12 protein-coding genes are annotated in these 12,911 nt (G+C 64.3%); 2 read left to right on the top strand and 10 right to left on the bottom strand.

What is annotated here, in order from left to right:
• Positions 1-34 precede the first annotated feature (34 nt).
• Positions 35-727 carry a GntR family transcriptional regulator gene (locus tag A9K68_RS05650; protein ID WP_246811300.1) on the top strand — a complete coding sequence of 231 codons (693 nt, stop codon included), beginning with the start codon at positions 35-37 and terminating at the stop codon, positions 725-727.
• 150 nt (positions 728-877) lie between these two features.
• Here the strand turns inward: A9K68_RS05650 and A9K68_RS05645 are convergent, their stop codons facing one another.
• The 3 genes from A9K68_RS05645 to A9K68_RS05635 all read right to left on the bottom strand — a co-directional run bounded on the left by A9K68_RS05645 (position 878) and on the right by A9K68_RS05635 (position 3,695).
• Positions 878-1,192: a hypothetical protein gene (locus A9K68_RS05645; RefSeq protein WP_065011212.1), complete on the bottom strand. Its 315-nt coding sequence runs from the start codon at positions 1,190-1,192 to the stop codon at positions 878-880.
• Between the two features lie 283 nt (positions 1,193-1,475).
• Entirely contained in the window at positions 1,476-1,775 is a 300-nt protein-coding gene (locus tag A9K68_RS05640; RefSeq protein ID WP_065011210.1) for a hypothetical protein, read from the bottom strand.
• 423 nt (positions 1,776-2,198) lie between these two features.
• Positions 2,199-3,695 (bottom strand): CoA-acylating methylmalonate-semialdehyde dehydrogenase, encoded by a 1,497-nt coding sequence (locus A9K68_RS05635; protein WP_065011209.1) that lies wholly within the window; start codon positions 3,693-3,695, stop codon positions 2,199-2,201.
• Positions 3,696-4,064: 369 nt separating this feature from the next.
• Between A9K68_RS05635 and A9K68_RS05630 the strand changes: the two genes are divergently transcribed.
• Positions 4,065-4,946 (top strand): LysR family transcriptional regulator, encoded by an 882-nt coding sequence (locus tag A9K68_RS05630; RefSeq protein WP_065011208.1) that lies wholly within the window; start codon positions 4,065-4,067, stop codon positions 4,944-4,946.
• Positions 4,947-5,016: 70 nt separating this feature from the next.
• Here the strand turns inward: A9K68_RS05630 and A9K68_RS05625 are convergent, their stop codons facing one another.
• From A9K68_RS05625 to rlmH, 7 genes are all read right to left on the bottom strand, one after another.
• The gene (locus A9K68_RS05625) at positions 5,017-6,273 is read right to left on the bottom strand and encodes a D-amino acid dehydrogenase (RefSeq protein ID WP_065011207.1); all 1,257 of its coding nucleotides are present in this window, start codon (positions 6,271-6,273) and stop codon (positions 5,017-5,019) included.
• 159 nt (positions 6,274-6,432) lie between these two features.
• Complete coding sequence (alr, locus tag A9K68_RS05620; protein WP_065011206.1) at positions 6,433-7,584, bottom strand: alanine racemase; 1,152 nt, start codon at positions 7,582-7,584, stop codon at positions 6,433-6,435.
• An 89-nt stretch (positions 7,585-7,673) separates the two neighbouring features.
• Positions 7,674-8,195 carry an RNA pyrophosphohydrolase gene (locus A9K68_RS05615; protein WP_065011205.1) on the bottom strand — a complete coding sequence of 174 codons (522 nt, stop codon included), beginning with the start codon at positions 8,193-8,195 and terminating at the stop codon, positions 7,674-7,676.
• 2 nt (positions 8,196-8,197) lie between these two features.
• Positions 8,198-9,382, bottom strand: coding sequence for a divergent polysaccharide deacetylase family protein (locus tag A9K68_RS05610; protein ID WP_065011204.1), 1,185 nt, complete (start codon positions 9,380-9,382; stop codon positions 8,198-8,200).
• Positions 9,383-9,512: 130 nt separating this feature from the next.
• A complete protein-coding gene (locus A9K68_RS05605; protein WP_065011203.1) occupies positions 9,513-10,838 on the bottom strand; it encodes a S41 family peptidase in 1,326 nt (441 codons plus the stop codon).
• A gap of 1 nt (position 10,839) precedes the next feature.
• A complete protein-coding gene (locus tag A9K68_RS05600) occupies positions 10,840-12,216 on the bottom strand; it encodes a murein hydrolase activator EnvC (protein ID WP_065011202.1) in 1,377 nt (458 codons plus the stop codon).
• 165 nt (positions 12,217-12,381) lie between these two features.
• Complete coding sequence (gene rlmH / locus A9K68_RS05595; RefSeq protein ID WP_065011201.1) at positions 12,382-12,864, bottom strand: 23S rRNA (pseudouridine(1915)-N(3))-methyltransferase RlmH; 483 nt, start codon at positions 12,862-12,864, stop codon at positions 12,382-12,384.
• Positions 12,865-12,911: the final 47 nt, after the last annotated feature.

Below are 12,911 nucleotides of genomic sequence, written 5' to 3'. Positions count from 1 at the left end.
TATCAAGAAACGGGCTGTCAACACGGATTTCGCTATGATATATCAAAAATATATCAGGAGTTCGCCTTTGATATTCACTGAAACAAGCCCGGCGTTCGAGCCAGTGGCGGCGAAAGCCTACCGGGCGCTCGAGCACATGATCGTAACGCTCGAACTGGCGCCTTCAAGCTTCATCACCGAGGGCGCCGTGATCGACAGGCTGGGACTTGGCCGCACGCCGGTGCGCGAGGCGATCCAGCGACTGGCGTGGGAGGGACTGCTGGATGTCCGGCCCCGTGCCGGCATCGCCATTGCCCCGCTCCATCCCGGCGACTGGTTGCGCGTCCTCGATGCACGGCGTGGCGTCGAGGTGGTTCTTGCCCGTTCGGCCGCCCGCTTCGTCACCCGTGAGGCCGCCGACCTGTTTCACGACGCCGCGCTTGCCATGCAGAAGGCAGTGATATCGGGCAATGTGCTCGCCTTCATTCAGGCCGACAAGGCGCTCGACGAAGCGCTGGCGCTGGCTGCCGACAACCCCTTCGCTGCGCGGTTGGCTGCTCCCCTGCAAACCCACAGCCGCCGCTTCTGGTTCCGATACAAGGCCGATACCGGCCTTGCCGAATCGGCCGAGCACCACGTCGCGCTGATCCGCTCGATCCTCGACGGCGACGAAGACTCCGCCGCCAAGGATGCCAAGCGCCTGATGGCGCTGCTGCGCGGCCATGCCGAGGCGGCTGCCACGCGCTAGCAGGTCGGCATCAAAGCTTCGGCAGGCTTTTTGAGTCCCGCCCATCTCAAAAAGGCATCGAGCGCGCCTGGTCTGACGGCGAAAGAAAGAGCAAAAGACCGCAAAGCGCCCGGAGGCTGCTGCCAGGTGCCGAGCATCGCCTAATTTCCGTCATGCGTCCTGATCGGCCGGGATCATCACGTTTTCCCAATGTTCGCCGGCCGCGACGATGCAGCTTCTGCCGGCGACATCGGTGACGATGATCGTCCAGCTTCCGGTCTCGGCGACATAGACCTCCATAATCGCCATTTGACCGATCAGCCCGAAAGCAAACTGTCTTTCCTGGAACTGCTCGCTCAGGTGGGCGACGAGATCGCCATGTTTAACGCAGTACTGATACTGGGCGCTTGCGGCGTTCGCACCGACCGCCAATGCGCCAGCAAGAACCAGGGCTTTCACCCAACCCAACAGCGATTTGCGTGCCATAGGGCACCTCCTTTGCCATCACGTCCGGCAAAGGGAGACGCCTCATTTTGCCGGAACGGTCCAGGCCGGTTCCGACGTCATCACCATTGCGTCGTTCCTTTCCGTGTTCCGGTCTGTCATCAGCGGGGACGATTCCAGATGTTCCCACTTTGTTCGATATATGGTACCGGCACCGAAAAAGCGCAAGCAGGCGCCCGCTGGGGCGCCTGTGGATCCGTTCAAGATCATCGCGAGAATCGCGGCCGCGGGGCCATGCCGAGGCGGCTGTCACGCGCTAGGCGGCTCAGGTGCCTGGCAGTGCGGCTGTCGTCACCGCGCTCTCCCAGCCTTCACCCACCGAAACCACGCAGCTTTGACCGCGTGTGTCGCTGGCGAGGATGGTCCAGCTGCCTTTATCGGAAACGAAGACTTCAACAATCACATTCGGATTGACAACGCCGAGCGCAGTCGGATTTTCCCGGAACTTCTCGCCGAGCGCCTTGATCATGTCGGCTCGTGGCGCGCATTGTTCGGCCGCTGTTGCCGAGACGGCGGAAAACGCGGCAGCCGCCGCGCAAAGTATCGACACCATAAGACGCGTCATCTGACACCTCCTTGCGCCGGCCGATGCCCCCGCAGCTGCCGTCAGCGCCGTTGGTTGACCTGCCGCGCTTCTTCGCGGCAGGATTGCAGATTAAGGTTTCTGCCGCCCGCCTGGTTCCATCACATTAGCGTTCACGCAGATGCGGGCCGCGACCGGTCAACAAAAAGGCCCGGTCGCTGGCCAGGCCTTTTCGTTCAATATTACATCTAGGCTCGGAACCGTCCGGCTAGTTCATTGTCGGGATGACGAATTCGGCGCCGTCCTTGACGCCTGCCCGCGCGCCCGCAACCGAAGGCGAGGACGCGCAAACAAGCAACCGTCCGGCTAGTTCATTGTCGGGATGACGAATTCGGCCCCGTCCTTTGACGCCTGCCCGCGCGCCCGCAACTGAAGGCGAGGACGCGCAAACAAGCAACCGTCCGGCTAGTTCATTGTCGGGATGACGAATTCGGCGCCGTCCTTGACGCCGGACGGCCAGCGCGAGGTCACCGTCTTAGTCTTGGTGTAGAATCGGAACGCGTCCGGTCCGTGCTGGTTGAGGTCGCCGAAGGAAGACGCTTTCCAGCCGCCGAACGTATAATAGGCGATCGGCACCGGGATCGGCACGTTGATACCGACCATGCCGACCTGGACTCGCGAGGCGAAGTCGCGGGCGGCATCGCCGTCGCGGGTGAAGATGGCGACGCCGTTGCCCATTTCGTGGTCGTTGGCGAGCTTGATCGCGTTCTCGTAAGTCGGCGCGCGCACTACGGAGAGCACCGGCCCAAAGATCTCTTCCTTGTAGATGCGCATGTCGGCGGTCACGTTGTCGAACAGGCAGCCGCCCATATAGTAGCCGTTCTCGTAGCCCTGCATGGAAAAGCCGCGGCCGTCGACGACCAACTTGGCGCCTTCCCTGACGCCGGTATCGACATAGCCCTTGACCCGCTCCAGCGCCTGCGCCGTCACCAGCGGGCCGAAATCGGCGGACGAATCCGTCGACGGGCCGACCTTCAGGCTTTCGACGCGCGGCACCAGCTTTTCCATCAGCCGGTTGGCGGTATCGTTGCCGACCGGGACAGCCACCGAGATCGCCATGCAGCGCTCGCCGGCCGAGCCGTAGCCGGCACCGATCAGCGCGTCGACGGTCTGGTCCATGTCGGCGTCAGGCATGATGATCATGTGGTTCTTAGCACCGCCGAAGCACTGCACGCGCTTGCCGGCCGCGCAGCCGCGCGAATAGATGTACTGGGCGATCGGCGTCGAGCCGACAAAGCCGATGGCCTTGATGTCGGGATCGTCGAGGATGGCGTCGACCACGTCCTTGTCGCCGTTGACGACGTTGAGGATGCCCGCCGGCAGGCCGGCCTCGATGAACAGCTCGGCGATGCGCATCGGCACGCCGGGATCGCGCTCCGAAGGCTTCAGGATGAAGGCGTTGCCGCAAGCGATAGCCGGCGCGATCTTCCACAATGGGATCATCGCCGGAAAATTGAACGGCGTGATGCCGGCAACGACGCCGAGCGGCTGGCGCATCGAATAGACGTCGATGCCGGGGCCGGCGCCGTCCGTGAACTCGCCCTTCATCATATGCGGCGCGCCGATGCAGACCTCGACCACTTCCAGGCCGCGCTGGATGTCGCCCTTGGCGTCGGCGATGGTCTTGCCGTGTTCGCGCGCCAGAATGTCGGCCAGCGCATCATACTCCCCGGTGACCAGTTCGAGAAACTTCATCAAGACGCGCACGCGCCGCTGCGGATTGGTCGCCGCCCAGCCGGGCTGCGCCGCCTTGGCGTTTTCCACAGCCGCGCGCAGTTCAGCCTGCGAAGCCAGCGCCACCGTGCCGCGCACCGTGCCGTCCATCGGCTGCATGACGTCCTGCTTGCGGCCGCTGGTCCCAGCGACACGCTTGCCACCGATAAAATGACCGTATTCGATCATGGTTTCTCTCCCTGTATTTGTGATGCGCCATTGTCCGCCTTTGCGCGGCCGATGGCAACGCGAGCGAAAACGCAACCGTTGTGCGGTAAATAGATAACGGTTGACTGAGGAGCATCAAATCCCGCAAATGATAGGCCACCTCAAGGAATGACAGGTTGAGTTCCTTCGCGCCCCTCTCTGTCCTGCCGGACATCTCCCCCACGAGTGGGGAGATCGGCTGTCATCCCGGCTTTCGCCAACCCGCAACGTTGCAAGGAAGTCGCCGCGGGAGCGGCCGGCCGACCTCCCCCCAAGTGGGGGAGATGTCCGGCAGGACAGAGGGGGGCGCCTTGGAGCGCTGCCGTAATCATCGTCATCCGGAACATCCTCATGAACTGGGATGACGTCCGCATCTTCCTCGCCGTGGCGCGTGCCGGCCAGATCCTTGGCGCGGCCAAGCGGCTGGAGCTCAACCACGCCACCGTCTCGCGCCGCGTCGCCGCACTCGAGGATGCGCTACGCACAAAACTTTTTCGTCGGCTGACCACCGGCAGCGAGCTGACGCCGGCGGGCGAGCGTTTTCTCGACATCGCCGAGCGCATGGAAGGCGACATGATCGCCGCGCGCGCGACCGTGGCGGGCGAAGGCGACGATGTTTCGGGCACGGTGCGCATCGGCGCGCCTGATGGTTTCGGCGTCGCCTTCCTGGCCAAACGCCTCGGCGCACTGACGGCGCTTCACCGCGAACTCACCATCCAGCTGGTGCCGGTGCCGCGTTCCTTCTCGCTGTCCAGGCGCGAAGCCGACATCGCCATCACCGTGGAGCGGCCGACCGAAGGCAGGCTGGTGGCGGGGAAGCTGGTCGACTACACGCTCGGCCTGTTCGCGTCCCGCGCCTATACCGAAACGCATGGCCTGCCCCAGACGCCCGCCGAGCTCGGCCGGCACACGCTGATCGGCTATGTGCCGGACCTCATCGTCAGCCCGTCGCTCGACTATGCGGCCGAGTTCAGCGCCGACTGGCGCACGAGCTTCGCCATCTCCTCGGCGCTCGGCCAGGCCGAAGCGGTGCGCTCCGGCGCCGGCATCGGCATTCTGCACACCTTCGTCGCCCGTTCGATGCCGGAACTGGTGGCTGTCGACATTGTCGCGCCCATCCGCCGCGCCTACTGGTTGGTCTATCACGAATCGGTCAGGCCGCTGCGCCGCGTCCAGATCGTCGCGAGCTTCATCACCAAGGCGGTGGAACGGGAGCGAAGCCTATTCGTCTGATGATATTCATCTGACGCGGCGAAGTGTGATGAACTCGTTCCTCACCGCGCTCAAAATGACACTTCCGGTCCTACCGCTGGTATCGCTCCGGTCCGAGGTCGCGGACATTGATATCCGGCACCCGGCTCGAAATGATGTCGGCCAGGACCTTGGCCGAGCCGCAGGCCATGGTCCAGCCGAGCGTGCCATGGCCGGTGTTGAGATAGAGGTTGGAGAACTCGGTGCGGCCGATCAGCGGCGGCCCGTCCGGCGTCATCGGCCGCAACCCGCACCAGAAGGTCGCCGACTTCATATCGCCGCTGCCCGGAAAAAGGTCGCCAAGCGAATGTTCGAGCGTGCGCCGCCGCGATTCATGCAGCGTCAGGTCGAAGCCGGAAATCTCCGCCGTGCCACCGACCCGGATGCGGTCGCCGAGCCTGGTGATCGCCACCTTGTAAGTCTCGTCCATCACCGTCGACACCGGTGCTGCGGCAGCATCCTTGATCGGCACAGTGATCGAATAGCCCTTGACCGGATAGACCGGGACGGGTCGTTTCAGCGTGCGCATGAACTTGGCCGAACAGCTGCCCATCGCCATCACATAGGCGTCGGCAGCCTTCCAACCTTTGCTCGTATTGAGGTTGGCGATACGGTTGCGCTTCTTGACGACGCGCCGTATCTCCGTGTCGTATTCGAAGGTGACGCCACGCGCCACGCAGAGCTCGGCCAGACGGTCGGTGAACACCTTGCAGTCACCGGTTTCGTCGCCCGGCAGTCGCAGGCCTCCGACGAATTTTTCACGCACCCCTGCCAGCCCCGGCTCGGCTGAGATGCAGCCGTCGGGATCGAGAATCTCGTAGGGAACGCCATATGCCTTCAGCACTTCGACATCGCCGGCAGTGCCGTCGAGCTGCTGTTGAGTTCGAAAAAGCTGCAGCGTTCCCTTGGCGCGCTCGTCATAGGCGATCCCGCTCGCCTCGCGCAACGCTTTCAGCGTGTCGCGGCTGTATTCGGCCAAAGGCACCATCCGCGCCTTGTTCACCGCATAGCGCTCAGCCGTGCAGTTGCGCAGCATCCTGACCAGCCATACCCACATATGCGGATCGAGAGTCGGCCGCACCACCAGCGGACCATGCTTCATCAACAGCCATTTGATCGCCTTCAGCGGGACGCCGGGACCGGCCCAGGGCGAGGCGTAGCCGGGCGAAATCTCGCCGGCATTGGCAAAGCTGGTTTCCAGCGCCGGACCCTTCTGGCGGTCGATCACCGTCACTTCATGGCCGGCCTCGGCCAGATAATAAGCGGTGGTGACCCCGATGACGCCGCCGCCCAGCACGAATATCTTCATCGCATAGTTCTCCAGAACGACGTCTTGTCAGGGATTTTGGGGGCGGGGCATCGTGGCCATCTGTCTGCCGGATTTTACGCCGTCCGCCAAGTGCCCAAGCATGTCGCCCAAAAGTACGCAGCGGTTTTGGACATCGCGATGCGTAAAAAAGCCCGCGCGCTATCCATTCACATAACGCCGGTGAAAACGGTGTCCGAGGCTGGTCAAGATTTCATAGCCGATGGTGCCGGCATGGCCGGCCGCCTGATCCACCGTCTGCGACGGTCCGATCAGTTCGACGAGGTCGCCCGCCTTCAGCCTGTCGGGCGGCAGGGCCGAAATGTCGAGAACGATCGAATCCATCGATATACGGCCCACGAACGGCAAACGCACATTTTCGACCCAGGCGGCGGAAGCCGCGCGACGATGCCAGCCATCGGCATAGCCAAGCGAGATCGTTGCGGCGACCAGCGAATCGGTCACGTGAAAAATATGGCCATAGCCGACGCCGGCGCCCCTAACGAGGCTGCGCGTCTGGATGACCTTTGCCTGAAGCCGCACCACCGGCAGCATCGGATTTTCCTCGGCTGGCGTCGGATTGATGCCGTAGAGCGCCGCACCGGGCCGAGCGAGGTCGTAGTGAAAGGGCTGCCCAAGAAAGATGCCGGAGGAATTGGCCAGCGAGGCCGGCACCGGTGGCAGCATCCTGCGCAGCCGCTCGAATTCCAGCCGCTGCTGCTCGTTGGCCGGATGCTCGGGTTCGTCGGCGCGAGCGAGATGGCTCATCACGAAGGTGGCGTTGATGCCGTCGAAAGCCCGCGGATCGGCAGTGACGGCCTCCACCTCGGCTGCCGCCATGCCGAGCCGCGACATGCCGCTGTCGACCTGAATTCCAGCCTTGAGCTTGCGGCCGGCCCGCTGCGCCGCCGAGCGCCAGGCGGCGAGTTGGCCGGCGCTGTTGATGACCACGCCCAGCTCCGCTTCGACGGCTTCGCTTTCAGCGCCCGGCTGAATGCCGTTCAGCACATAGATCGCCGGCCGTGCGCCGAGCGCCTGGCGCAGCAAGACACCTTCGGCCAGATGCGCGACGAAAAAAGTAGCGCAGCCCTCGGCCGCCAGCGCCGCCGCCACCTGGGCCCCGCCGAGCCCGTAGCCGTCGGCCTTGACGACACCCGCGCAGCCAACATCGCCTAAACGCGCCTTGAGCCGCCGGTAATTTTCGCGGATGGCGCCGAGATCGACAGTCAATATGGCGCCGGCCGCCGCTTCGCTGATCGGCGCGGCTTTGACGGCGACCCTTTCAGAAAGAGATTTTTTGGAAGCGCCGTTCATGCCAACCCCGTCTGCAGCGGATTGGCCATCAATAAGGCCACCGCGCTGACGCGGCAACCGTGGTCGGCGCGAGCGCGGCTTGCGCCAAGTTACGCAACCAGATGCCGGAACGCCGCAACCACATCCTCATAGACCTGACGCTTGAACGGCACGATCAGGTCGGGCAATTCCTCCATTGGCCGCCAATCCCATTTGTCGAACTCGGCGGTGTGGCCGCCCGGCGGCGGATTGATCTCAACCTCGCTCACGTCGCCGTGAAAGCGGAAGGCGAACCATTTCTGCGTCTGGCCGCGATATTTCCCCTTGAAGGCGATGCCGACCAGATGGGCCGGCAGGTCGTAATATATCCAGTTCGGCGCCTCATCCAGCAACGAGACGCTGCGCATGCCGGTTTCTTCGTAGAGTTCCCGCTGCGCCGCCTGCAGCGGCTCTTCGCCCTTGTCGATGCCGCCCTGCGGCATCTGCCAGAGCTGCGTCGTGCCGGCGAATTCGCTGTCCGGCTCGGCAATGCGATGCCCGACCCAGACCAGCCCGTCGCCGTTGAGGACCATCAGTCCGACACAGCGACGATAAGGCAGCGTCTCGGGATCGACCGGTTCTTTCTTCGTCATGCTCAACCTTTTTCCGGATCCACCGCCACTGCCGAAATCGGCACGATCTCGATGCCGCGCTTCTTGGCCTCGACCACCCAGGCCGACACGGTGTCGACCGTCAGGTCGAAGGCCGAGCCGATGCCGACGGCAAAGCCTTTCGCTCGCGCGGTGGCTTCCAGTTCGTCCAGCTTCTTCAAAATGGCGCCGCGGTCCCGCACCGCGTCGATCGACGTGTCGCCGGCAACGAACGGCACGCCGTTTTTCAACGCCAGGTCGGGTGCCAGGCTACGCGCCGACGAACCGTCGTCGACATAGGCCAGGCCGCGCCTGCCGAGCTCTGCCATCAGCGGCCCCATCGCCGCCGCATCGGCCGAAAAACGTGCGCCCATATAGTTCATGACGCCGGTGTAGTTGGTCGTCCGCGACAGCGCCCAGCGCAAATTCTTCAAATTCTCGTCCGCCGTCGCAGCGACCGTCAGCGTGTTGCGGCCGGGATTGACGTTCGGATAGTCGAACGGTTCGAGCGGCACCTGCATGACGATCTCATGGCCGCTTTGCCGCGCCGCCTGCATCCATCGGCCGATGCTGTTGCCTTGCGCCGCGAAGCCCAGGGTCACTTCGGCCGGCAGCTTTGCGATGGCCGCCTGCGTGCCGGTCTGCGACACGGCAAGCCCGCCGATGACAATCGCCACGCGCGCACCGCGTGAACCGGACCACGGCCGCGCATAGACATCGAACGGCCGCCTGCCGTCAGCGGCACGAACCGGCAATGGGCCGGTTCCGCCGGCCTCGACCAGCGCCCTGTCGGGAATATGCGCGATCCTCAGGTTTTGGCCGATCGTCGAAGGGTCGCGAATGACAATGGCCGCCCTGGGCGGACCATCGCCCGCTTCGGTCGGCAGGTTGATGATCTCCGGCCCGCCTGTCTTGGACCCGCTCGTGTTGGGTACCGCTTCCGCCTTCAATGTCGGCTCAGCGGCCGGCGCTGCGGATTCGACCACCGGTGTCGTCTTCGGCGTCGAAACGGCGACTTCTTGCGGCTTTCGAAACGGCCTTTCGCGCAGCGCAATCGCGCCGGAGACGCCGATCACGGCCAGCACCAGGAGCGTGGCCGCGACCACACCCGCGCTGATCCTGCGGGGCGCGCGCGGCGGCCGCACGGCCTGCCCGAGTGGGCGTTCGATGTCGTTGCCGATGTCAGCCAAGCCGCATCCCCAGCCGCGGTTCCCCGAATCAAACTGCCGAGGCCTTGCGGCCCCGGCAGCATTACATCGCTTCGATCAGGCAGCCAGACCTGTTGTCCGGCTGATCGATCTTTACAGGTTCAGCACGGCCCTACTGGTTCAAGACGGCCTTGTCCGGATTCGGCGGGAACGCCGGATCGGTCTTCTCGCCGCGCAGCAATTGCTGGGCAAAGATGAGCTGCAGGTCGTCCTTCGGCTCCGGCGGCACATAGGCTGCCGAGCCCGAACCGGTATCGCCCTCGTCGCTGCCCTTGATGTGGCCCTTGAGGTCCGACTCGCCGCGCGTCAAATCCCTGCCCTGCAGGTCCGGCGGCAACGGCTGGTCGACCTTGATGTCGGGCGTGATGCCCTTGCCCTGGATCGACTTGCCGGACGGCGTGTAATAGAGCGCCGTCGTCAGGCGCAGCGCGCCGTTCTCGCCGAGCGGGACGATGGTCTGCACCGAACCCTTGCCGAAGGACTGCGTGCCGACCACCGTGGCGCGGCGCAGATCCTGCAGCGCGCCGGCGACGATTTCGGACGCACTGGCCGAGCCGCCATTGACGAGCACGACCAGCGGCTTGCCGTCGATGTCGTCGCCCGGCCGCGCGTCGAAGCGGGTGACGTCCTTCGGATCGCGGCCGCGCGTCGAGACGATCTCGCCACGGGTGAGGAAGGCGTCGGACACGCTCACCGCCTGGTCGAGCAACCCGCCCGGATTGAGGCGCAGATCGAGCACGTAGCCCTTGAGCTTTTCGTCCGGCACCTGCTTCTTGATGGTGTCGATGGCGTTCTCGAGGTCGTCATGCGTCTTTTCGGTGAAGGAGGTGATCTTCATGTAGCCGATGTCGTTCTCGACCCGGAACTTGACCGCTTTGACCTTGATGATGTCGCGCACCACCGTCAGTTCGATCGGCTTGTCGGCGCCCTCGCGCAGGATAGTGAGCTTGATCGGCGTGTTGACCAGCCCGCGCATCTTCTCGACCGCGTCGTTGAGGCTCAGGCCGCGAACCTCCTCGCCGTCGATCTTGGCAATATAGTCGCCGGCAAGCACGCCCGCTTTGGCGGCCGGCGTATCGTCGATCGGCGTGATCACCTTGACCAGGTCGTTCTCCATGGTGACCTCGATGCCGAGGCCGCCGAACTCGCCCTTGGTCTGCACGCGCATGTCCTGCGCCTCTTCGGCGTTCATATACGAGGAGTGCGGGTCGAGTGAGGTAAGCATGCCGTTGATAGCATTTTCGACCAGCGACTTGTCGTCGGGCGGCGTCACGTACTGCGCCCGCACCCGCTCGAAGATGTCACCGAAGATCGCCAGTTGCTTATACGTCTCGGAGCCCGCAGCGTTCGCCGTCGAGCCGGGGGCGCCATAGACCAGGCTCATCGCGGATGCGCCCATCAGCGCACCGGCAAACAGAAGCGAAAGTTTCCGCATCATCTCACGTCCTTCCAGAGAAACGGTCCGCCCACCATGGGGTCGGATCGACGGGTTTTCCATCCTTGCGGAACTCAACATAGAGCTCCGGCGTGGCATTTCCATTCTTCGATGCCGAGGTGCTCGCCACCCGGGCCTCTCCCATCGCGCCGACCGGCTCTCCTGCGAGCACCGACTGGCCAGACGCGACGCTGATTCTGCTCATCCCCGCGAGAACGACATGATAGCCGTCACCCGCGTTCAGGATCAAGAGTTGACCATAGGAGCGAAATGGTCCCGCATAAAGCACATTTCCGTCCGCTGGCGCGGTGACGATGGCTCCCGATTGTGTCGCAACCATGTCACCGAGCATCACTGCGCCGTTACCGTCGCTGGCCCCGAACCGCCGCTTGATCTTGCCGGTGACGGGCAGCGCGATCTGCCCCTGAAGCGCCGAAAACGGTGCAGCGGCGGTGAGCCGGTTGGCTTCCGGGACCGGCAGGGCCGCCAGTTCCGTCTGTGCCGGGGCCTTCTGTGCCGGGGCCGTCTGTGCCGGAGCCGTCTGTGCCGGAGCCTTGTCGGCGTCCGCGGCCTTCTGCTCGGCTGCCTTCGCCGCGTCCGCCGCTTTGCGGGCCTTGTCGGCCTCGAGCGAGGCGATCAGTTCCTTCAGGCTGCCGGCCTTGGCCGCCAGTGCTGCGGATCGCTGCCTTTCCGCCGCCAGTGCCGTTTGCGTCTCGGCCTCGAGCTTCTGCTTGGCTTCGAGCAGCATGCCGAGCCGCTTCTTTTCCGCCGTCTGTTCGCCGACTGCCGCCGTTAGCCGCGCCCGCTCCGCCTCGATCGAAGCGGTCACCCGCGACTGCTCCTTGAGGTCCGCCAGCAATATCTCGGTCTGCTGGCGCAGTTCCGGCACCACGGCGCCGAGCAGGATGGCGCTGCGCACCGACGACAGCGCGTCCTCCGGCTTGACCAGGATGGCCGGCGGCGGATTGAGCCCCATACGCTGCAGCGCGGCCAGCACCTCGGCCAGAACGTCGCGTCTAGCGGCCAGCGAGGCGCGGATTTTCTGCTCCTCGCCCTTCAACCCTTCCAGCTTGGCACCGATGTCCTCGATGTCCTGGCCGAGCTTCTGCTCGGTCATCGCCGACTGGATCAGCGCCGCGGTGATCGAGGCATGGTCCTTCTTGACCGTCGCCATGTCGGCGGCGAGCTTGGCCAACCGCTCCGACGACAGCGTGATCTCCTTCGACACCCGTTCGTATTCGGCACGGCTCTGGTCCGGATCAGGCGCCATATCGAGCCTGTTCTCAGCCCGCGCGGCACCAAGCGACAGCATAAGCAGCGCCGCTGCCAAGCCGCAGCGTGCGCGCCAAAAGCCCGTTCGCGATTTCCAATCTTCAGACATTGAAGCCCGACTCTATGCGTGGCTTCGTTAACGAACCATCAACCATGTTCGAGAGCCCTGCCGACCACAAACAGCCTCGTGACGCATTGAGGCGAAAATCCGGGCGGCTCACGCCAATCCACCGGTTTTGGGTTGGAAGCTGCCCATGGATTTGCGGGCAAGGACTCACGAACGATGATAGGGATGACCCGAAAGAATAGTGACGGCCCGGTAAAGCTGCTCGCCCAACATGACCCGGACCAGTTGGTGCGGCCATGTCAGCGCGCCGAACGACACCATCAGATCGGCCTGATCGCGCAGCGACTGGTCGTGACCGTCGGCACCGCCGATGGCGATGACGAGTGCCTTGCGGCTGCCATCACGCAACAGGCCGATGCGCCCGGCGAAATCCTCGGAGGAAAAGTTCTTGCCGCGCTCGTCGAGCAGCATCAGCGCGGTACCGGGCTGTAGCTGCGTCTGCAGCTTCTGGCCTTCTTCGCGGCGACGCTCGTTGGCGGTCTGTGCGCGGCCCTCCAGAATCTCGACAACCCCTGAGAATTCGAGCCCCACGGCCTGCCCGCTCTTGGCGAAGCGCTCGAAATACCTGTCGGCGAGCTGCTTCTCGGGGCCGGCTTTCATTCGGCCCACGGCGTGAACGGTGATTTTCATCCCTGCCTCGAAGAGCCGCTAATGCATGTCACCAAAAGTGGTCACCG

The sequence above is a fragment of the Mesorhizobium sp. AA22 genome (assembly GCF_001672375.2).
Lineage (GTDB): Bacteria > Pseudomonadota > Alphaproteobacteria > Rhizobiales > Rhizobiaceae > Mesorhizobium > Mesorhizobium wenxiniae.
This window is presented reverse-complemented; position numbering and strand designations above follow the sequence as displayed.

Excerpts from the sequence above, each read along its gene's own strand:
- A9K68_RS05650 (WP_246811300.1), top strand. The coding sequence starts at position 35 with ATGATATATCAAAAATATATCAGGAGTTCGCCTTTGATATTCACTGAA.
- A9K68_RS05645 (WP_065011212.1), bottom strand. The coding sequence starts at position 1,192 with ATGGCACGCAAATCGCTGTTGGGTTGGGTGAAAGCCCTGGTTCTTGCT.
- A9K68_RS05640 (WP_065011210.1), bottom strand. The coding sequence starts at position 1,775 with ATGACGCGTCTTATGGTGTCGATACTTTGCGCGGCGGCTGCCGCGTTT.
- A9K68_RS05635 (WP_065011209.1), bottom strand. The coding sequence starts at position 3,695 with ATGATCGAATACGGTCATTTTATCGGTGGCAAGCGTGTCGCTGGGACC.
- A9K68_RS05630 (WP_065011208.1), top strand. The coding sequence starts at position 4,065 with ATGAACTGGGATGACGTCCGCATCTTCCTCGCCGTGGCGCGTGCCGGC.
- A9K68_RS05625 (WP_065011207.1), bottom strand. The coding sequence starts at position 6,273 with ATGAAGATATTCGTGCTGGGCGGCGGCGTCATCGGGGTCACCACCGCT.
- alr (WP_065011206.1), bottom strand. The coding sequence starts at position 7,584 with ATGAACGGCGCTTCCAAAAAATCTCTTTCTGAAAGGGTCGCCGTCAAA.
- A9K68_RS05615 (WP_065011205.1), bottom strand. The coding sequence starts at position 8,195 with ATGACGAAGAAAGAACCGGTCGATCCCGAGACGCTGCCTTATCGTCGC.
- A9K68_RS05605 (WP_065011203.1), bottom strand. The coding sequence starts at position 10,838 with ATGATGCGGAAACTTTCGCTTCTGTTTGCCGGTGCGCTGATGGGCGCA.
- A9K68_RS05600 (WP_065011202.1), bottom strand. The coding sequence starts at position 12,216 with ATGTCTGAAGATTGGAAATCGCGAACGGGCTTTTGGCGCGCACGCTGC.
- rlmH (WP_065011201.1), bottom strand. The coding sequence starts at position 12,864 with ATGAAAATCACCGTTCACGCCGTGGGCCGAATGAAAGCCGGCCCCGAG.